The 19,380-nt window shown below is 64.8% G+C and carries 18 protein-coding genes; 7 read left to right on the top strand and 11 right to left on the bottom strand.

Features of this window, described 5'->3' with window-relative positions:
* Positions 1-12: 12 nt before the first annotated feature.
* Together VCS63_RS24625 and phbB are read left to right on the top strand one after the other, a co-directional pair.
* Complete coding sequence (locus tag VCS63_RS24625) at positions 13-483, top strand: hypothetical protein (protein WP_165611754.1); 471 nt, start codon at positions 13-15, stop codon at positions 481-483.
* Positions 473-1,219, top strand: a complete 747-nt coding sequence (phbB, locus tag VCS63_RS24630; protein WP_112966339.1) for an acetoacetyl-CoA reductase — start codon at positions 473-475, stop codon at positions 1,217-1,219. Before VCS63_RS24625 ends, phbB begins: the two co-directional genes overlap by 11 nt.
* A gap of 23 nt (positions 1,220-1,242) precedes the next feature.
* Here the strand turns inward: phbB and VCS63_RS24635 are convergent, their stop codons facing one another.
* A complete protein-coding gene (locus tag VCS63_RS24635) occupies positions 1,243-2,139 on the bottom strand; it encodes a LysR family transcriptional regulator (protein WP_063642877.1) in 897 nt (298 codons plus the stop codon).
* A 116-nt stretch (positions 2,140-2,255) separates the two neighbouring features.
* Between VCS63_RS24635 and VCS63_RS24640 the strand changes: the two genes are divergently transcribed.
* The 5 genes from VCS63_RS24640 (at position 2,256) to VCS63_RS24660 (ending at position 7,513) form a co-directional block, all read left to right on the top strand.
* Positions 2,256-3,143, top strand: coding sequence for an EamA family transporter (locus VCS63_RS24640; protein ID WP_323881264.1), 888 nt, complete (start codon positions 2,256-2,258; stop codon positions 3,141-3,143).
* A 338-nt stretch (positions 3,144-3,481) separates the two neighbouring features.
* Positions 3,482-4,918, top strand: coding sequence for a cytochrome ubiquinol oxidase subunit I (locus VCS63_RS24645; protein ID WP_063960591.1), 1,437 nt, complete (start codon positions 3,482-3,484; stop codon positions 4,916-4,918).
* Between the two features lie 4 nt (positions 4,919-4,922).
* Positions 4,923-5,930 (top strand): cytochrome d ubiquinol oxidase subunit II, encoded by a 1,008-nt coding sequence (gene cydB, locus VCS63_RS24650; RefSeq protein WP_063642880.1) that lies wholly within the window; start codon positions 4,923-4,925, stop codon positions 5,928-5,930.
* Complete coding sequence (locus VCS63_RS24655) at positions 5,930-6,073, top strand: DUF2474 domain-containing protein (protein ID WP_076815610.1); 144 nt, start codon at positions 5,930-5,932, stop codon at positions 6,071-6,073. The genes cydB and VCS63_RS24655 overlap by 1 nt, the downstream gene beginning before the upstream one ends.
* A gap of 27 nt (positions 6,074-6,100) precedes the next feature.
* Positions 6,101-7,513 (top strand): PLP-dependent aminotransferase family protein, encoded by a 1,413-nt coding sequence (locus VCS63_RS24660; protein ID WP_063642881.1) that lies wholly within the window; start codon positions 6,101-6,103, stop codon positions 7,511-7,513.
* A 61-nt stretch (positions 7,514-7,574) separates the two neighbouring features.
* Here VCS63_RS24660 and VCS63_RS24665 read toward each other — a convergent pair whose 3' ends face one another.
* The 10 genes from VCS63_RS24665 to VCS63_RS24710 form a co-directional block, all read right to left on the bottom strand.
* Positions 7,575-8,552, bottom strand: a complete 978-nt coding sequence (locus VCS63_RS24665; RefSeq protein WP_323881267.1) for a tripartite tricarboxylate transporter substrate binding protein — start codon at positions 8,550-8,552, stop codon at positions 7,575-7,577.
* A 74-nt stretch (positions 8,553-8,626) separates the two neighbouring features.
* Positions 8,627-9,838, bottom strand: coding sequence for a tricarballylate utilization 4Fe-4S protein TcuB (gene tcuB, locus VCS63_RS24670; RefSeq protein ID WP_323881270.1), 1,212 nt, complete (start codon positions 9,836-9,838; stop codon positions 8,627-8,629).
* Entirely contained in the window at positions 9,825-11,240 is a 1,416-nt protein-coding gene (tcuA, locus tag VCS63_RS24675; protein ID WP_042795210.1) for an FAD-dependent tricarballylate dehydrogenase TcuA, read from the bottom strand. Before tcuA ends, tcuB begins: the two co-directional genes overlap by 14 nt.
* A 77-nt stretch (positions 11,241-11,317) precedes the next feature.
* Entirely contained in the window at positions 11,318-12,244 is a 927-nt protein-coding gene (locus tag VCS63_RS24680; RefSeq protein ID WP_042795211.1) for a LysR family transcriptional regulator, read from the bottom strand.
* 63 nt (positions 12,245-12,307) lie between these two features.
* Positions 12,308-13,006 (bottom strand): glutathione S-transferase N-terminal domain-containing protein, encoded by a 699-nt coding sequence (locus VCS63_RS24685; protein WP_119450347.1) that lies wholly within the window; start codon positions 13,004-13,006, stop codon positions 12,308-12,310.
* 80 nt (positions 13,007-13,086) lie between these two features.
* A complete protein-coding gene (locus VCS63_RS24690; protein WP_042795213.1) occupies positions 13,087-14,013 on the bottom strand; it encodes a DUF6708 domain-containing protein in 927 nt (308 codons plus the stop codon).
* Positions 14,014-14,104: 91 nt separating this feature from the next.
* Positions 14,105-14,824, bottom strand: coding sequence for a putative type VI secretion system effector (locus VCS63_RS24695; protein ID WP_323881273.1), 720 nt, complete (start codon positions 14,822-14,824; stop codon positions 14,105-14,107).
* An 8-nt stretch (positions 14,825-14,832) separates the two neighbouring features.
* Complete coding sequence (locus VCS63_RS24700) at positions 14,833-15,567, bottom strand: putative type VI secretion system effector (protein WP_042795216.1); 735 nt, start codon at positions 15,565-15,567, stop codon at positions 14,833-14,835.
* A gap of 18 nt (positions 15,568-15,585) precedes the next feature.
* The gene (locus VCS63_RS24705) at positions 15,586-18,441 is read right to left on the bottom strand and encodes a T6SS effector BTH_I2691 family protein (protein ID WP_313379585.1); all 2,856 of its coding nucleotides are present in this window, start codon (positions 18,439-18,441) and stop codon (positions 15,586-15,588) included.
* Positions 18,438-19,328, bottom strand: a complete 891-nt coding sequence (locus VCS63_RS24710) for a DUF4123 domain-containing protein (protein ID WP_162726393.1) — start codon at positions 19,326-19,328, stop codon at positions 18,438-18,440. Before VCS63_RS24710 ends, VCS63_RS24705 begins: the two co-directional genes overlap by 4 nt.
* Positions 19,329-19,380 lie beyond the last annotated feature (52 nt).

Consider the following 19,380-nt stretch of genomic DNA (forward strand, 5'->3'; position numbering starts at 1 on the left):
TTAAAAGGACGGATGATGAAGAAAACCACTGCCTCCACGCCCCAGGGCCTCGCCAGCGCCAACGCCGCCTACTGCCAGCGCATGGCCCAGCTTGCGCAAGAAAGCCAGCAACGCTGGATCGAACTGGGCCGCCGCCTGGCCGGCGGCAGCGCCGAGCAATACCTCTCCACGCTCGCGCCATTGCAGCAATCCGGAAACTGGCAGGAGATTGCCCCCGCGCTGGGCGAAATGACGCGCAAGCAATGGCAGTCCCAGCTTGAAGCCAGCCAGGCCATCACGCACGCGCTGCTCGAAGAACAAGCCACCCTTGCCGCCGGCATGAGCGAGGCCATGCGGGGCTGGTTCAAGCAGGCCACGGGCGGCGACATGGGCATGGACGCCACGCCTATGGCCCAGATCTGGAAGACCCTGTCGAACCAGATGGCTTCGGCTTGCTCGGCCATGCGCGAAGCCAGCCAGCCAGGAGCCCACCATGACGGCTGAACGCAAGGCCCTAGTCACGGGCGGCGCCGGTTGCCTGGGCCAGGCCATTGCCCAGGCGCTGCATCAGGCCGGCCACGACGTGATCATCACCTATCACTCCAACGAGACCGCCGCGCGTGATTGGGTGGATTCCGAAGCAGCCCAAGGGCGTCGCTACGCCATGTACCGGGTGGACGTAGCCGACTACGACTCCTGCCAGGCGTTGGCCCGGCGGCTGGAGGAAGACGGCCACCAGATCGACATCCTGGTCAACAACGCTGGCGTCACCCGCGACGCCAGCCTGCGCAAGATGAGCTACGACAACTGGACGGACGTGCTGCGCAGCAACCTGGATTCCATGTTCAACATGACGCAGCCGCTGTGCGGCGCCATGGCTGATCGAGGCTGGGGCCGCATCGTCAACATATCATCCGTCAACGGTAGCAAGGGCGCGTTCGGCCAGACCAACTACGCGGCGTCCAAGGCCGGCATCCACGGTTTCACCAAATCCCTGGCGCTGGAACTGGCCAGGAAGGGGGTCACGGTAAACACTGTGTCGCCGGGTTACCTCGCGACCCGCATGGTGGAAGCGGTGCCCGAGGATGTGCTGAACGAGAAAATACTGCCCCAGATCCCGCTGGGCCGCCTGGGCCGCCCGGAAGAGATCGGCGCGCTGGTCGCCTTCATTTGCAGCGACGCCGCCGGTTTCATGACGGGCAGCAATGTCGCCATGAACGGCGGCCAGCACATGTATTGATGCGGCATCTGGCCGCCGCGGGCTCACTCCCGCGGCGCGCCCAGTTCTTCCAGCAGGAAATCCACAAAGGCGCGCACCTTGGCGACCATGTGGCGGCGCGACGGATACACCGCGTACACGTAGGTTTCGTCCGGTTTCCAGTCCCGCAGCACCGCTTGCAGGGCCCCGCTGTCGAGGTCCTGCTGCACATACACGCGCGGCACCAGGCTGACGCCAAAACCCGCCCGCAGCGCGTCGCGCACCGCCAGGCTGGAGCTGACCTTGTAGCGCCCCCGCACGGGCACGCGCTCGGCCTGCTCTCCGCGCTTGAAGGTCCATTCGTCCGCGTGGCCGGACAGCGTGAACTGCACGCATTCCATGTCGCGCAGCGCCAGCGGCGAGGCCGGCACGCCGTGGCGCTCGAAGTAGGCAGGCGCGCCGCAAAGCACGTGATCCAACGTCATCAGCTTGCGCGCCACCAGGCTAGAATCCTCCAAGCGGTCAGTGCCGCGTATGGCAAGGTCGTAGCCCTCCTTGACGATGTCGATGCGGCGATCCTCCAGGTTCAGGTCCAGCGACACCTGCGGATAGCGTTGCAGGAAGCGCGGCATGGCGTTGGACAGCCGCACCAGGCTTAATGACATGGGCGCGCTGACCCGCAAGGTGCCGGAAGGCTCGTGTTGCAAGGGTCCCAGCGATTGCTCGGCTTCGCTCAAGTCGTCCAGGATGCGCGCCACCTGCTCGTAGTAGCGGGCGCCGGCCTCCGTGAGGCTCATGCGGCGAGTGGTGCGGTTGAGCAGCCGCGCCGCCAGGTGGGCCTCCAGTTCGGCAATGTTCTTACTGACCGCGGCGGGCGACAAACCCATCTGCCGCGATGCGGCCGCAAAGCCGCCACGCTCCACCACTTGCCGGAATACCTTCAACGCCGTCAGATGATCCACGGATTATTTACCCATAGTGAATGATGTTGCCATCCGATTGGATATTATCGCGCCACATTGATTCAATTAGTCTGTCGCTATCTGAACTTTGCCCGGTTCTTCCGGAGCGTCTGACCATGAACCGCGGTCCCGATCTGCTATTGACTGCCGTGGCCCCCGCCATCTGGGGCAGCACTTATGTCGTCACCACCCTGATGCTGCCGCAGGACTATCCGCTGACGGTCGCCATGCTGCGCGCCCTGCCCGCCGGCCTGCTGCTGTTGCTGGCGGTGCGCCAACTGCCGCGGGGCATCTGGTGGCTGCGCGCCTTCATTCTCGGCGCCCTGAACTTCTCCGTCTTCTGGGCGCTGCTGTTCGTGGCCGCCTACCGCCTGCCGGGCGGGGTGGCCGCGACGCTGGGCGCGATCCAGCCCCTGGTGGTGATTCTGCTGGCGCGCAGCCTGTTGGGCACGCCGGTGCGCGGCTTGTCGGTGCTGGCCGCGTTGGGCGGCCTGGGCGGCGTGGCGTTGCTGGTGCTCACGCCCAAGGCCGCGCTGGACCCCGCGGGCATCGCGGCCGGGCTGACCAGCGCGGCCTCGATGGCCCTGGGCACGGTGCTCAGCCGGCGCTGGCAGCCGCCGGTGTCCGCGCTCACTTTCACTTCGTGGCAGCTGACGGCGGGCGGCATCCTGCTGGTGCCGCTGGCGCTCGCCGCCGAGCCCGCCCTGCCGCCGCTGACCGTGCTCAACGTAACCGGCATCGCCTACCTGGGCCTGATCGGGGCGGCGCTGACCTACGTGCTCTGGTTCCGGGGCGTGGCAAGGCTGGAACCCGCCGTGGTGTCTTCGCTGGGTTTTCTCAGTCCCATCACAGCGGTGTTGCTGGGTTGGGGCCTGCTGGGCCAGCACTTGAGCGCCGCGCAGATCGCCGGCATGGCGATCGTGGTCGCCAGCGTGTGGCTGGGCCAGCGCGTGCAGCGCCCGGCTCCGCCCGCGCCAGCCGCGCGGGCGAAGTCGCCGGCCTGATCGACGAAGCGGCGCGCGCCTGCGCCTCGTGAGCGCGCAACAGGCACCTGGCGGCAGGCGCTTCCAAACGAGCGGATCAGGGGACGCACCTACCGTTTCTGTGCTGCTTTTTTTGTAACTTTGCAGTCGCTAAAACATCTGCAGCACAGATCACTTCCCTATGAAAAATGGGTGCAGGCACAAAGATGCGCCAAAACTGATCCGCTTTTTTCATCTGCTTCTGAATCTGTACTGATAACGGCCGCGGTTCTAACTTCGTGGTGTAGCTCAAACACCCGTCAGCGCACGCCGTCTTGTGGCGGTTGAGGCGCGCTGGCGCAGAAGTCAGGAATACCGCCATGGATAGCGACGCGCTATTGCTTGCCCGAATACAGTTCGGCTTTACCATCTCGTTTCACATCATCTTCCCCGCCATTACGATCGGCCTCGCCAGCTACCTCGCTGTGCTGGAGGGCCTGTGGCTGCGCACCCGCAACACCGTCTACCGCGACCTCTATCATTTCTGGACCAAGATCTTCGCCGTCAACTTCGGCATGGGCGTAGTGTCCGGCCTGGTAATGGCGTATCAGTTCGGCACCAACTGGAGCTTCTTCTCCGATTTCGCCGGCAGCGTGACCGGGCCCTTGCTGGCCTATGAAGTGCTGACGGCCTTCTTTTTGGAAGCCGGCTTTCTCGGCGTGATGCTGTTCGGCTGGTCGCGCGTGGGGCCAGGCCTGCATTTCTTCTCGACCGTGATGGTGGCGCTGGGCACCCTGGTGTCGGCCACCTGGATCCTGGCCTCCAACAGCTGGATGCAGACGCCAGCCGGCTATGAAATCCTGGACGGCCGCGTGGTTCCCACGGACTGGCTGGCCGTCATCTTCAACCCTTCGTTCCCCTACCGGCTGGCCCACATGGGCATCGCCGCCTTCCTGGCCACCGCGCTGATGGTGGGGGCCTCGGGGGCCTGGCACATGCTGCGCGGCGACCGCAGCCCCGCCGTCAAGAAGATGTTTGCGATGGCCATGGGCATGCTGCTGCTGGTGGCGCCGCTGCAAGCCGTGGTGGGCGATTTCCATGGTTTGAACACGCTGAAGCATCAGCCCGCCAAGATCGCGGCCATCGAGGGCCATTGGGAAAACGAGCCCGGTGCCGGCGTGCCGCTGACACTGTTCGGCATTCCCGACATGGAGCGCGAAGAAACGCGGTACGCAGTCAACATCCCGCGCCTGGGCAGCCTGATCCTGACGCACAGCTGGGACGGCCAGTTCCCCGGCCTGAAGTCTTACCCGCCGGAAGACCGGCCCAACGCCACGGCCGTTTTCTGGTCGTTCCGGGTGATGGCCGGCCTGGGCATGCTGATGATCGCCCTGGCCGTATGGGCTGCGTGGTCGCGCTGGCGCGGCCGGCTGTACGAATCGCGCTGGCTGCACCGCTGTGCGCTATGGATGGGCCCCTCCGGACTGATCGCCATCCTTGCCGGCTGGTATGTCACGGAGATCGGCCGCCAGCCCTGGGTGGTGTATGGCGTCATGCGCACTGCCGACGCGGCCACGCCGCATGGCCTGGGCGAACTGACGCTGACGCTCGCGCTATTCGTGGTGGTGTACCTGCTGGTGTTCGGCGCGGGCGTGTCCTACATGCTGCGCCTGATCCGCATGGGCCCCAGCCCCGCGCCAGGCCATGCGCCGCTGTCCGGCGGCCCCGGCGAACCGCGCCAGCCGTCGCGGCCGCTGTCGGCCGCCTCCACCCTGGCGGGCATCGAGCCCGCGCAACGCAAGCACACGGGAGTCTGAGGCCATGGGCATCGACCTAGCATTGGTATGGGCCGTCATCATCCTGTTCGGCGTGATGATGTACGTAATCATGGATGGCTTCGATCTGGGTATCGGCATCCTCTTTCCGCTGATTTCCGACCGCGAAGAGCGCGACGTGATGGTCAACACCGTGGCGCCCGTGTGGGATGGCAACGAGACCTGGCTCGTGCTGGGTGGCGCCGGCCTGATGGCGGCCTTTCCGCTGGCCTACTCGGTGATCCTGAGCGCGCTGCACCTGCCACTGGTGTTCATGCTGCTGGGCCTGATCTTCCGCGGCGTGGCGTTCGAATTCCGCTTCAAGGCGGACGAGCATCACCGTCCGCTGTGGGACCGCGCCTTCGTGGCCGGTTCGGTCTGCGCGACCTTCTTCCAGGGCGTGACGCTAGGCGCCTACATCGAAGGCATCCCCGTGGCGGACCGCGTTTACCAAGGCGGCGCCTGGGACTGGATCAGCCCCTTTTCGCTCTTCACCGGCGCGGGGCTCGTGGTGGCCTATGCGTTGCTCGGCTGCACCTGGCTCATCATGAAGACCGAAGGTCGCCTGCATCGCCACATGTGCGACATCGCGCGGCCGCTCACGCTGGCCCTGCTGGCCGTGATCGCGGCGCTCAGCGTCTGGACGCCCTTGGCCCAGCCGCAGATCGCGCAACGCTGGTTCAGCCTGCCCAATATGTTCTGGTTCCTGCCTGTGCCGCTGCTGGTCGCCGTGGCCGGCTTCGATCTCATCCGCCGCGTCAAGGGCGCGCCCAACGCCGGCCCCTTCGTGCTGTCCCTGGCGCTGCTGTTCCTGGGTTACAGCGGCCTGGGCATCAGCATCTGGCCCGCCATCATCCCGCCTGACGTGTCGATCTGGACGGCGTCCGCGCCGCCGCAAAGCCTGGGCTTCGCGCTGGTGGGAGCGCTGGCGATCATTCCGATTATTCTCATGTACACCGCCTGGTCGTACTACGTGTTCCGGGGCAAGGTGCGTCTCGGCGAGGAGTTCCACTGATGAACGGCTCCCAACCCTCCTTGCCCTCGTGGCGCAGCCGCCTGCTCTGGCTGGCGATGATCTGGGCATGCAGCGTCGCAGCGCTGGGTGTTGCGGCTTATGCGCTGCGCCTGGTGATGAGATCCATCGGCATGTCCACCTGAATACGACCCACGCAAACGGACCCACCCATGAAGCGCTATGAACGGCTGACAGAAGAAATCACCGCCTCGATCCGGTCGGGCCTGCTGCAGGCGGGCGACCGCCTGCCCTCGGTGCGGCAGACCAGCGCCAGCCGAGGGGTCAGCCCCTCGACGGTGTTCAAGGCCTACTATCTGCTGGAAGCGCGCGGCCTGATCCGCGCGCGCGACCGCTCCGGCTACTACGTGCTGCGCGCGCCGCATGCCACCCTGCCTGAACTGGACGGCCTGTCCAGCGCCAGCGCCGGCCGCCATCCTGTGGACGTCAGCGACAACGTGCTGCAGGTGCTCAACGCGACGCTGCGGCGCGACATGCAGCCTTTCGGTTCGGCCTTTCCCAGCCCCTCGCTGCTGCCATACGGGCGGCTGGCGAAGTTCATGGCGGCGACCGTCCAGCGCCTGGACCCCTGGGGTTCCATCGATGACCTGAGCCCGGGCGACGCCGCCCTGCGCCGCGCCATCGCGCTGCGCTACCTGGCCGATGGCATGTCCGTGCCCGTGGACGACATCATTATCACCAACGGCGCGCTGGACGCGCTGAACCTGAGCCTGGCGGCGGTCACGAATCCCGGCGACGCAGTGATCGTGGAATCCCCCACGTTCTACGCGGCGCTGCAATCGCTGGAACGCAACCACCTGCATGCGATCGAAGTCGCCACGCATCCGCGCGAAGGCATAGACCTGCAGGCGCTGGAGCAAGCCATCCTGCGCCATCGGCCGCGCGCCTGCTGGCTCATGACCACCTTCCAGAACCCGCTGGGCAGCCTCATGCCAGACGACAAGAAGGAAGCGCTGGTCCGCCTGTTGGCCAGCCATGATGTCGCCCTGATCGAGGACGACGTCTACGGCGAGCTGTACTTCGGAGAAAACCGCCCCAGGCCGGCCAAGGCCTTTGACCGCGACGGCATCGTGATGCACTGTTCGTCGTTTTCCAAGACCCTGGCCCCGGGCTACCGCGTGGGCTGGGTAGCCGCCGGCCGCTACACGCGACGCATCATGCGGAACAAGCTCACCACCAGCCTGGCAACCGCGGCTCCCACTCAGGCCGCCATCGCCGCGTATCTGGAAAAGGGCGGCTTCGACCGCCACCTGCGGCAGTTCCGTCAGGCGCTGGCCCAGCAGCAAGGGGAACTGCTGCAAGCCATCGCCCGCTACTTTCCCAAGGGGACCCGCGCCACGCGGCCGATGGGCGGCTACTTTGTGTGGGTGGAATTACCCGCGCACATCGATACCCTCAAGGTCCACCGCGCCGCGCTCGGACACGGCATCAGCATCGCGCCGGGTCCGTTGTTTTCGGCATCCGGCGCCTTCGGCAACTTCCTGCGGCTTAACTGCGGACATCCCTGGAACCCGGACATGGAGCAAGGCATGGCGACACTGGGCAAGCTGCTGGCGGGCGGCTAGGCGCGACGACCGGCCGGAAACCTCGATACATAGCGGCCCCGAGGGGCCGCTTGGCTTTTGCTCAGTTCGCCGTCGCGCCAGAATCCTTGACCGCCTTCGCCCAGGCCGCGATCTCGCTCTGTATAAAGGCGCCGAACGCCGCCGTGTTCAGGCTGGACGCCTGGGCGCCTTCTTCCATCAAGCGCTGCTTGACGGCCGGCGCCGCCAGCGCGCTGCTCAAAGCCTGGTTCAGCGTGGTGACCACGGCGTCCGGCGTGCCGGCCGGCGCAACGATGCCGTGCCAGGACACCGCCTGAAAGCCCGGCAGGCCCGCCTCCGCCATGGTGGGCGTGTCCGGCATGGCGGGCGAACGCTGCGGCGAGGTGACTGCCAGCGCGCGCAGCGTACCGGCCTTGACGTGCGGCAGCACGCCGGGGATGGTCGTGAACATGAAGTCGATCTGGCCGCCGATCAGGTCCGTAATGGCCGGACTTCCCCCCTTGTAGGGGATGTGCGTGAACTGGAGCTTGGCTGCGCTCTTGAACATCTCGCCCGCCAGGTGGCCGGGGGTACCCGCGCCGGCCGAGCCCATGTTGGTCTTGTCGCCCTGCGACCTGATGTACGCGACCAGCTCCCGCACGTTGGCGGCCTGCACCTGCTTGCCCACCACCAGTACATTCGGCACCGTGGCCAGCAAGGTCACGGGCGTGAAGTCCTTTACCGCGTCGTAGGAAATGCGCGAATACAAGGAAGGATTGATGCCATGCGTGCTGGCGGTGGCCAGCAGCAGCGTGTAGCCGTCCGGCGCGGAAGTCGCCACCTGCTTGGCGGCGATGGTGCCGTTGGCGCCGCCCTTGTTGTCGATGACGATGGTCTGGCCCAGCGCCTTCGCGGCCTCGGCGGCAACGGTGCGCGCCAGGATGTCCGACGTGCCGCCCGCGGAGTGCGGCACGACGAGCGTGATCGGTTTCACGGGGAAGGACTGGGCATGCGCCAACGGCAGCGCAGGCAACAGACAGGCGACCAGCGCGGCGCGCGCCAGCGTGGAAATTCGGAACATTGACGGCTCCAGGTTTGTTATCGATAGCGGCGCCGTCGGCGGGCGCCGTCAAGTCCGCGCGGATGCGCGGTCCCTCAATCCGAGCCCAGTTGCAGCTTGTTGGGCTGGCGCTTCTCGATGGCCCACTTCAATAACGCGGCCGAGCGGTAGATGCCGTGAGCGAACTTGCCGTAAGGCAGCGTCAGGAACAGCGCCATCACGACGCCCAGGTGGATCGCCAGCAACAGCGCCATCGCGCCACCGTCACGGCCCGCCAGCAGGGCCAGGCCCGTGGCGCTGGTCAGGAACAGCAGCGCAATGAAGCCGCGGTCCATCGGCTTTTGCGCCGCGTCGCCCTGTTGTGGATGGCGTTTGAGGTTCAGCCACAGCAGCCCGGCTGGCCCGATCAACAGACCGATGCCGCCCGCCGTGCCCAGCAGAACCGGCGCGCTCCAGAACGGATAGGGCGCCTCCAGGCCGAACGCGTAGTGGTACAGCGTGGCTACGCAGGTGGCCGCGAAGCACAACATGAAGCCGTAGAACGTGAAGTGATGGAAACGCCTGCGCCATAGCGTGAAAGCATCGTCGGCGTTGTTGCAGCCCTTGCCATGGCCACCGTCCAGGTAGCGCAGGCGCAAGGCATCGTGCGCGGCCTCGGCCACCGCCGCGCCGGTGGCGGTCCCCGGGCTCACGTCGCGCCAGAAGCGCGTCACGCCCACGCCCAGTGCCAACACAGCCAGGCCGAACACCACGCCAAACATCAGCGCCAGCGTGTTGTGCGGGAAAACCGCGTAGAAGTTGCCGGCCATGGGTTCATGGAACAGCCCGCCTCCCATCAGCGCGGCCAGGGCCAGGAACAGGGCCAGGCCGGCGGCAGTGGCAAGCGACAAGGCCAGGCCATTGCGCTTGTACAGCTTGCCCAATGCGGGTGGCCAGGCATAGTCGGTGTAGGTCTGCACCCGCACGCGCGCCATGGACTGCGGCACGTTCACCGCGAACTCGTGCGGCGGCGCGTACTGGCAGGCGTGCAGACAGGCGCCGCAGTTGTGGCACAGATTGGCCAGGTAATTGATGTCCGCCTTGCCGAACTCCAGGCGGCGGGTCATCGCCGGAAATACGGCACAGAACCCTTCGCAATAGCGACAGGCGTTGCAGATCTGCATGACGCGCGCCACTTCCGCTTCATCATCCGTCAAGGCGCCGGATCTGGGCTTCCCGCCATGCCATTGAATGGTCTGTTCCGTCATCGCCGGGCCGGAGCCGGCGAAAGACTGGGCCTCGCTGGCCAGGGCTTCAAGCTGCTTCATGTTGTGCTTCCGCGTTGTGCCGGCCGCGCGCGGCCGCTGCGGCCCGCGTGCCGGCAATGCGCCCAAAGGCGGTGCCGATGGACATGCCGACTCCGGCCGTGTAACCCTTGCCCAGCACGTTGCCGGCCATCATTTCGCCCGCCACGAACAAGTTGTCGCTGGGCACGTCGTTGAAGCGGACCGCGGCGGTGTCGTCGACCTTCAAGCCCAGGTAGGTGAAGGTGATGCCGGGCCGCAAGGCATAGCCGTAGAACGGCGCGGTATCGATAGGCCGCGCCCAGTGCGTCTTGGCCGGCGCCAGGCCCTCGGTATGGCAATCGTCCAACGCGGTATGGTCGAACGTGCCGACGCGGCAAGCCGCGTTGTAGTCGCGTATGGTCGTTTCGAATGTCGCCGGATCCAGCCCCAGCTTCACCGCCAATTCCGGCAAGGTATCGGCCTGCACGCCGGGAAATACCGGCGGCATGAAGCGGCCGACGGCCTTGGCATCGATGATGGAATAGGCGATCTGGCCCGGCTGCATGGCAGTCAGGCGGCCCCAGATGGCGTAGCGCTTGGGCCAGAAATCCTCGCCTTCGTCGTAGAAGCGCCTCGCCTCGCGGTTGACCACCACACCCAGCGACACGCAGTCGATGCGCGTACAGATACCGCCATCGTACAAAGGCGCGCGCGCGTCGATCGCCACGCAGTGCGATTGCGACGGGTCGCCGATGCTGTCCGCGCCTGCGTCCAGCATGAACTTCAACAGCACGCCCATGTTGTAGCGCGTGCCGCGGATCAGAAAATTGTCGGCCGGCCACTCGCCGCGCTCGTTCTGGCCCCAGGCCTCCCGCATCCATTCGCGGTTGGACTCGAAGCCTCCGGCCGCCAGCACGCAGGCGCGCGCCTCGATGCGCTCATCGCCGATGCGCGCCGCCACGAAACGCCCTCCATCCAATTCCAGCGAGTCAACCGGCGCGTCGTAGCGGATCCGCACGCCCAGCGCCTCGGCGCTGCGGTAATAGGCATTGACCAGGGCCTTGCCGCCGCCCATGAAGAAGGCATTGGTGCGCGCCACGTGCAGCGCGCCGGACAATGGGGGCTGAAAATTCACGCCATGGCGGCGCATCCAATCCCGACAGGTGGAGGATTCACGGATAACCAGGCGCGCCAGATGCTCGTTGGTCAGGCCGCCGGTCACCTTGAGCAGGTCCTGCCAATATTCTTCCTCGGGATAGGCATCGACCAGCACGTCTTGCGGCGCGTCGTGCATGCAGCGCAGATTGCGCGTGTGCTGCGAATTGCCGCCGCGCCATTCACGTGGCGCCGCTTCCAGCAGCAGCACGCTGGCGCCCGCCTCGCGCGCCATCAGGGCCGCGCACAGCGCCGCGTTACCCCCACCCACCACCAAGACGTCGACCATGCCGTTGTTCCTATTCCAAGGAACGGACTGTAGCGAGCGCGGGCGCCCGCGGATATCAGGCAGGCGTCAACAGGTCTTCATGAATCGTGAAGAGTCACCACCGGCCATTTGCCCTCGCGCGCCAGGGTGCGCGAGACGTCCGCCAGCACCAGCCGGGCGGCCAGCGCCGCAGGCGAAAGCTCGTCCTCGGACAGGCTGGCCAGCAGATTGGGGCGGAACAAATGCGCGTCGTCGATGCGCGCCATGTGCAGTTGGCCCGGCGCAATGCGGGCCATGGCGGAACTGGGCTGGATGGTCGCCACGTGGCCCAGCTGCACCACGTCCATCAGCACGGGCAGGCCGTCCACTTCCACCGCCACCAGCGGCGTGCGGCCCGACTGCTGATAGGCGTGGTTGACCAGAGCCCGCAGCCCGTGGCGCGCGCTGGGCAGGACCAGCGGCAGATGCGCGATGGCCTCGATGCGCGTGGTCGCGCCAGCCGGCAGCCCCGCCATGCCGGGTCGGGCCAGGAGAAACAGCGGTTCATCCAGCAAGGGCGTGACGCTCCAGCGGCGCGCGGACTCGGCCTGAAACACGATCGCCAGATCCAGCAAGCGTCCATTGAGCATGTCGCTCAGGTGCCCTGACAATGCCTCCACCAGGTGCAGGCGAATGTCCGGATAACGCTGGCTCATCGCCTGCACGAACGGCGCGCCCAGGATCGCCGCCGTGGTGGAAGGCAGACCCACGCTGACGTGGCCGGCCAGCCTGGCCTGCTGCGCGGCCTGCACCGCGTCGTCGGCATGCCGCAACGCCAGTTGCGCCTGGCGGAAGAATGCCAAGCCGGCGTCGGTGGGCTCCACGCCGCTGGCGCTGCGCCGCAGCAAGCGGGTGGACAACTCGCCCTCCAGCCGGCTGATCTGCTGGCTGAGCGCCGACGTCACCATGCCTATGGATTGCGCGGCGCGGCCGATGCTGCCCGCCTCCACGACGCGGACGAAGTAACGCAGCTGGCGGAGTTCCATGAGCGGCCCTGGCTTTCGGTGAGGGATGACAGGGCCGATTGTAGAGGCCGGATACGCGTGGCGTTATCCGGGGATCGTCAGGCCCCTGGCCACCGCAGGACGCGCCACGAAGGCTTCCAGCACCCGGGCGACATTCTTGAAGCGCGAGAACTCCACCAGCTCGCCCGCGCCGTAGAAACCCACCAGGTTGCGCACCCAGGGCAGGATGGCGATGTCGGCAATGGTGTACTCGTCGCCCATCACCCAGTCACGGCCTTCCAGGCGCTGGTCCAGCACGTTCAAGAGGCGCTTGGATTCTTCCGCGTAGCGGTCGCGCGGGCGCTTGTCTTCATAGTCCTTGCCCGCGAACTTGTGGAAGAAGCCCAGCTGGCCGAACATCGGGCCGATGCCGCCCATCTGGAACATGACCCATTGCAGGGTCTCATAGCGCCCCGCCGTGTCCGCCGGCAGGAACTTGCCCGCCTTGCTGGCCAGGTAGATCAGGATGGCGCCCGACTCGAACAGGCCCAGCGGCTTGCCCTCGGGACCATTGGGATCGAGGATGGCCGGGATCTTGTTGTTCGGGCTGAGCGACAGGAATTCGGGCGAAAACTGGTCTTTGGCGTCGAAGCTGACCCGGTGGACCTCGTAGGGCAGCCCGGTTTCCTCCAGCAGGATCGACACCTTCACGCCATTGGGCGTGGGCAGCGAATACAGCTGGATGCGGTCGGGGTGCCGGGCGGGCCACTTCTTGGTGATGGGAAAGGCGCTGAGGTCGGTCATGCGGGGGCTCCAGGGAGGGGCGGAAAGGTCGGGGTAATCCTAGCGCAAATCCGGTCCGCCGCGCCGCCGGATGAAATCCCCTAGCGCAGGTCTTCGGGATTCATCGACGCATCGCGCACGTACTTGTCGCCCGGCTCAGGTTGCAGCGTGGCCTCAATCTCCGGCGGAAACGCCGGGATCTTGCTGGTCTGCATCACCGCCCAGCGCATGATGGCGTGTAGAAGATTGAACGGCATCATCAGCAGGGACAGGAAGCCCGGACCTTGTGCATCCTCGGCAAAGGCGCGCTGCTTGGATAGGGCGAAGGTCTCCGGCTTGCCGTCCGCCGGCACGCAATGCAAGACCGCGTCCTGCACGGCTTGCGGGCCGTCCTCCATGTAGCGGCGCAGAAACTCCCAATGGGAATACGCGTCTTCGACCCGGTACGTGACCGAGCTGAACGCAAATGTCTCCCTGACCGTCACGCCGTCCGGATCCAGGATCAGCCCGCGGACATCCCAAGTCCGGTGCTGAAACCCGTCGACCCCTCCGCCAAGCGTGAAGTAGAGCTTGTTCCACTTCGCCGTCAGCACCGCTCCGTCCAGCCGGAACACGTGTACCAGCTTGTGCTTGCGGTCCAGGGCGATGGGATAGTACGTCCACCGGAACATCTCCTTGCCCGCGACCCATGCCCCGGCTGCCGCGAGCGCCGCGCCCATCGCCATGCTGATGAAAACCGCCGTCCAGAGCCCGTTCTCATTGGGCAGCCCGTCCACCAGGGCCCAAGCCAGCTCCCGGATAATGCCCACGCCGAAGGCCACGCCTACGAGCCCCATCAGCGCCAGCATGCCCCGGTAGGCGTACCAGCGGTCCGCCAAGACCAGAGCATTGGAATTCATCTTCACCACGCAGGAATCGGCCGCCAGCGGTACGTCCAGCCGTTTCTTCTGCTGCAAGCGGTGTTCGCGGTCGAAGTCCCCAAGCGGCCGGTCGTTGGGGAATTTGCGTATCAACCCCGTGTAATCCATTCAATGCTCCAGAACTCGCCGGCTCGGTTGCGGCGCGGCCGCGTCAGGCCGACGATCCCTCCGCTCGACGTCTGAACATTCATATGTCCCGTCAATATCTGAAGTAGCGCAAACCGTAGTCCCTGCAATCGCCCGGCTTGCGCCTCTTGTTGGACGCCGCCCGCAGATTCAGTTTGCTGGGGCTAGCCCAACCAAATCCACGAAAGACCGATTCTGAGAATCGCGCGAACCGCTCCGTCTTCCGTCCGGCAAGCCAAGCAAAAAAGATACTGACACCGAGCATGCCCGGCAGCATGAAACCAAAGTAGCCGGCATACACCCACGCATGCCCGCTCCAGCTGAAATTCTCTTGCTTCGTGGCCAGGATCAAGTCAAAGATCAGCACAACAATGAACGTGAAACCCATGATGGCCGCCCAAACGCGAAAGGTCGAAAAATAGTGCGACCAACGTCCCTCAAAGCAATGAGGATAGACAGCAACCAATCCGTCCGACTCGCGGCGGGCTCCTAAAGCCGACCAAACCCCGCTTTCGGACGCTTCCGCGACAACCTCCAGGTTGTCTCCATCATTGAAAGGAAACCTCCAGAACCAGCCCCGCAATGGCTTCCCGTCGAGCGTGAACTCCACATAGTCCGCCGTTTCCGCGGTATCCAGCGTCGCAATCGAGATGGCGGCGCCGGCCATCCCGACCAGGCTAGCCGACACCGCGGCGGGGCCAAGCCCGCCGCCAATCTGACTTAGGACGAAGTCATGTCTGCGACGCGACCGCGTCAGCCCCCTGATCTCCCCGCTCAATTTTTGAACGTTCATTTCCGGCATCAGTACCTGAAATAGCGCAGACCATAGTCCTTGCCATCACCCTGCCGACGCTTCGCTTTCGATATTGCACGCAGATTGATCCCAGCGGGATTGCTCCAACCGAATCCCTTGAAGATCATTTCCGCGACATGCGCGAAGCCTTCCGTCTTGCGCCCCGCCCGCCAGGCCAGGAAGCCGAACACGACGAGCAAGGCCGGCAACAGGTACATGGCATAAATGCCATAGGCCTCGAGCTGGCCCGCGATGCTGAACTTGCCTTTGAACAAGGCAAACACCGCATCCAGGCACATCATGAATCCAAAAATCACCGCGACGATGATGCCCCAGAACCGGAACGTGGACAGATAGTGGGATCTGCGCCCTTCAAAGCAGTGGGGATACACCGCCACCAAGGAGTCCGATTCGCGCCTGACGCCATAGGCGCTCCAGGCGCGCTCGCCACGTTCGGCGACCAGTTCCACGTCGTCTCCTTCTTGAAAGGGGAAACGCCAGAACCAACCCTGAACAGGTTCGCCGTTCAGTGAAAACTCCACGAAGTCGGCGCTCTCCGAACTATCGATCGAGGCAATCGCGATACCCGCCCCGCCCATGCCTGCCAGCGCGGCAGATACCGCGGACGCTCCGACATCACCGCCAATCTGGCTCAGGACAAAGTCCCGATTACGACGGGACTTCTTCAGCTCCGTGATCTTTCCGGCGATCTTCCGGACATTTCCATTGAGCTCATTGGTCATTCCATTCCTCACATCAAATCACGTCACGTCAGCAAGAGCAGCGACGAAGCCTTCCTCCTGCTTCTTCGGTTCGTCCTGAGGTTTGCCGAAAGTACGACGGCCAAACGCGCTGGTTTCACACCACTCTTCCAGTGCATTCGGCGTGAAGTACCAGACCAGCAGCTGAATACCCACCAACACTATCGCGATCTCCCAGCCCACCAGGATACCAAGCACACGAGCGAATGAGGCTACCGCCATCCGCGACGCAACCACATCCACAGCCACCACCATCACATTCATACCTGCGCGCCGTCCCACGATCTTCAGCAACGAGGCAGAAGTCGATATTGCCGTGATCACCGCGGCCCCGCCTGCGACAAAGCCTATGGCCGACTTGATGCCGACCAGCACCATCAGTGTGTACTGCTTCTTTTCCCTGCGCTCCATGGCTTCGTTGAAATCTATGGATGCGCCGATAAAGCTCGCGCCGGCACCCAACATTCCCCCGACCAATTTCCATTTCTGGAATCCGTATGCCTTTTTTCCCGCCAATTGATACGGCACGATGGCGATATCAATCACGGCGGCGCTCAAGGTGGCCGTGGACGCGACCAGCTTTGCATAAGTCGTAGCCGTCTTGTCGGTCGCCGAAATGAGCTTCTTGAAGTTCCAAACTTCAATCAATCCCACCACCACCGTAATGCGCATGGTGGTAGCCCCGTTGCGCCCGGTAGCCGGCCGCATCTTGCCCCACATGTCCCGCAGCACTTTGTGGCTGGGTTCCTTGGCGATGGCCTCGTTGGCCTCCAGGAAAGTGCGCGCAGTCCGCAATCGCTGCAGCGCGACCTGACGCGCCACGCCTTCGGACCGGGCCTGTTCTCTCACCAGCGCCAAGGCGTCGGCGTCGCTGATGCCCGTGGACAACAGAAAGAGATTCTGGACGATCTTCTCACCCACGAAATCGCTTACGCGGTTCAGCTGCAACCAGCGGAAAGCCGTATCGCCCACCGTCATCATCAGCTTGTCGATGCCGGCATTTTTCAAAGCGCGCGGCAATGGCCCCAGCTTTTCCACCTTGCTTTCACCAACCAGGGACACCGCCCTCTTGTAATACCCCGAGAAGGTTTTCAGGTTGCTGAGCACCCGTTCGACGACACCGAGACCCGTAGGCAATGGCGTTTCCTTGCCCTTCACGGCTTCATCGAGGGCATTGGTCACCGCGGGCTTCAGTTGCTTCTGGTTTGCGGCGATTGCGCGCCAGAACAGGGACTTCCTGTCCCCTGCATCACGGCGTTCTTCCACCAAGGTTTTGAGATACTGGGCTCCCGCCGCGCTGGATCCGATGCCTTCGATCAGGTCGCCGACCACTTCAATGAACTCGTGGCCGTCATCCTCGACTTCCTCGCTGTAGTCTTCCAGCGTATCGAACAGAAGGCCCCATTCCAGCCATTTGATGAGTTCCACCGTCCTGGCATTCGCCAGCGTAGTCGCCATCTCCTGGAACCTCTCGTAGTTACTGTTGAAGCGATTCAGCTTGTCCCAGTCGATATTGTCGTTGTAGCGATCCCAGGCATGCGCGACCTGGTCCTTCCGATAATTCTCCAGATTCCGGGCGCGAGTCTCGTCCGCCTGAATGATCTCCGCGTCATAGGCGTTGAAATCCGCCTCCGCCTGCGCTCTATTGGCCGCCGGGACGTACTGGTCCAGCAGCACGCGACGGCGGCTGCGGTACTCGGCGTCCGTTATCACGCCATTGGACCGCTCGTTCTCCAGCCCGGCGAATGCCTGCTTGCCCTTCATGTCCGGCACATGCTGATTGATGACCTGGTTGCGGCGCATCACCTCATAGTGCCGGTTGCCGCCGCGCTGCCCCAGTTGCACGGCCTCGGCGGTGCGCCTTGCGGCCTCGTCGGCCTTGTTCTCCAGCGCCGCCTTGGCGCCTTCGATGTTGCTGGCCGCGGTAATCTGTAGCGCGCGTTCCTCGCCATATCGCGCCATCGCACCCAGCGCGTCATTGCAGTATCCGTTGAGCTCGTCGGCGATTCCGATGGCGTCCCACAGCGCCAAACTCATCGGCCAATAGCTGACGCCCATCGTGGGATCGCCGCATTTATCGAGCATTTGCGCCAGCAACAGCTCAAGCGTCTTATCCACAAGGCCGCCGAGCGGCCGGTTGCGCGGATACCAGGGCGTCTTCGTGAATTGCTCTTTCAGCGTCGCTTCGTCGAAAGACCCGTCGACATTGCTCAACTTGCGCTGGCGATCGAGTCCCGTGTAGGGAAGCCAGGGCGGCTCGCCCGTCAGGCCGCTGAACTGGTGGTCTCCGTATTCCAGGATCTTCTTGAAATTTGATTCGACGGCCAGAATGGATTGATGGTTCTTGGCCTCGCAGCGGCCCTGCGCCCAGACGGCGGGCTCGATCGCCTGCATCCGCGTTGCACGGTGCTCCTGCTTTTCGTAGCGCGCGCGGGTCTGCGCGCTCCATTTGTGTTCGCTATAGGCCAGCCACACCTTGCCGCATTGCTCCGGCTTCTCTATGACGATGTAATGCATGCGCAACCCATTGTGCCCCTGGTTCGCGCATTTCATCGCCGGCTGCAGCCGGGCGCTGTCCGCGTCGTCGCAACGCCAGAGCATGCCGTCGGCCGTCACAGAATAGACTTCCCAGTAGTTAGCGCCCTGCGGGCCTTTCTCGTAGAACAGGTAGAGAAAGCCCATGCGCAGCGTACGGGTCACGTACTTGTACTGTTCGCTGTCCAGCGGCACATCCTTCACGCGTTCGCCGCTTACGCCGTCCAGCGCATGCGCCGGAAACCCCGCGGGCACCACGGCGTAACGCGTCGGCAGTATCGGCAGGCCGCCTGCCTTGCACACATTGCAAGCCGTACTCATTCTTCTTCCCTAACTTGGTGATGCGCCGGGCGCGACTGCCGGCAATCGCGGGCAATCGCCGTCCAGTCCGCTTCGGTCAAATCCATGACGAGCCTGGCAAAGCCGACATCCGGCGCGCGGGCGTCCAGTAGCGCGGCCAGCCTGGGATGTTGGTCGAATGCGGGGTGCACCGTCAGCGCCCGAATGGCCATGGCCTCCCAGTCGCGCGGATCCAGCAATCCCCTGGCAGCCCCGCGCCGCACGCATGCCGCGGTCTGCGTCAAGGTTTCATCTGAAATGGCGGCGGCCTGTCCCGCCACCGCGCGCCACGCGCGGTTGATGGCGGCAGAGGACTCGATGCGCTTCCATTGGTCCGAGTCGAACTGAAGCGTGCCGACGGTCCGAGCGCCGCCTGCCTGTTCCGTCCCGCCCCCACAGATTGCCAGGCGCGTCCAGCGGTCGACGGTCACCCATCGGTCCAACGGACCCAGCAACGCCTGGCGCTGCCCAGGCGTTGCCAGATTCCAGACCAGATCCAGGACGGCGGGATCCTGCAGGCGCAACAGGGAGCGGCCTCCATCCGGCCGCGATTGCAGCATGGCCCGGCCCAGGTGGTGCGCCAAGGCCGCGGCATCCGTTGCGCCAAATAGCCAGCCGCCGATGCGGCGCCCCAGGCCTAGCCGCAGGGATTCCGGCGTCCAATCCCGGATCGCCATGCCGGCCGCCACCCGGCTGATATCGGCGTCGCAGGCGCGCGCCAGATCCAGCGAGACGAGCCGAGGCCAAGCCTTGGAATCGACATTCCGATGCGCAAGCCGGACCGAAGTGGTCCGCGCATCGAGTTCATCGGCCAGGCCCCGCCATTCGGAATCTTCCTCAGGCGGCCGCAACAGAGGGTCTAGCAGCAACCAGCAACGCGACTCCCCATGGGATACCGCAAGCCGTTGCAGCGCCTCTCCC

Origin of the sequence: Achromobacter sp. D10 (assembly GCF_035282245.1) — a bacterium.
Lineage (GTDB): Bacteria > Pseudomonadota > Gammaproteobacteria > Burkholderiales > Burkholderiaceae_B > Achromobacter > Achromobacter insolitus.

Bases quoted from the DNA above. Each gene is read 5' to 3' on its own strand.
- VCS63_RS24625 (WP_165611754.1), top strand. From the start codon at position 13: ATGATGAAGAAAACCACTGCCTCCACGCCCCAGGGCCTCGCCAGCGCC.
- phbB (WP_112966339.1), top strand. From the start codon at position 473: ATGACGGCTGAACGCAAGGCCCTAGTCACGGGCGGCGCCGGTTGCCTG.
- VCS63_RS24640 (WP_323881264.1), top strand. From the start codon at position 2,256: ATGAACCGCGGTCCCGATCTGCTATTGACTGCCGTGGCCCCCGCCATC.
- VCS63_RS24645 (WP_063960591.1), top strand. From the start codon at position 3,482: ATGGATAGCGACGCGCTATTGCTTGCCCGAATACAGTTCGGCTTTACC.
- cydB (WP_063642880.1), top strand. From the start codon at position 4,923: ATGGGCATCGACCTAGCATTGGTATGGGCCGTCATCATCCTGTTCGGC.
- VCS63_RS24655 (WP_076815610.1), top strand. From the start codon at position 5,930: ATGAACGGCTCCCAACCCTCCTTGCCCTCGTGGCGCAGCCGCCTGCTC.
- VCS63_RS24660 (WP_063642881.1), top strand. From the start codon at position 6,101: ATGAAGCGCTATGAACGGCTGACAGAAGAAATCACCGCCTCGATCCGG.
- VCS63_RS24665 (WP_323881267.1), bottom strand. From the start codon at position 8,552: ATGTTCCGAATTTCCACGCTGGCGCGCGCCGCGCTGGTCGCCTGTCTG.
- tcuB (WP_323881270.1), bottom strand. From the start codon at position 9,838: ATGAAGCAGCTTGAAGCCCTGGCCAGCGAGGCCCAGTCTTTCGCCGGC.
- tcuA (WP_042795210.1), bottom strand. From the start codon at position 11,240: ATGGTCGACGTCTTGGTGGTGGGTGGGGGTAACGCGGCGCTGTGCGCG.
- VCS63_RS24680 (WP_042795211.1), bottom strand. From the start codon at position 12,244: ATGGAACTCCGCCAGCTGCGTTACTTCGTCCGCGTCGTGGAGGCGGGC.
- VCS63_RS24685 (WP_119450347.1), bottom strand. From the start codon at position 13,006: ATGACCGACCTCAGCGCCTTTCCCATCACCAAGAAGTGGCCCGCCCGG.
- VCS63_RS24690 (WP_042795213.1), bottom strand. From the start codon at position 14,013: ATGGATTACACGGGGTTGATACGCAAATTCCCCAACGACCGGCCGCTT.
- VCS63_RS24695 (WP_323881273.1), bottom strand. From the start codon at position 14,824: ATGAACGTTCAAAAATTGAGCGGGGAGATCAGGGGGCTGACGCGGTCG.
- VCS63_RS24700 (WP_042795216.1), bottom strand. From the start codon at position 15,567: ATGACCAATGAGCTCAATGGAAATGTCCGGAAGATCGCCGGAAAGATC.
- VCS63_RS24705 (WP_313379585.1), bottom strand. From the start codon at position 18,441: ATGAGTACGGCTTGCAATGTGTGCAAGGCAGGCGGCCTGCCGATACTG.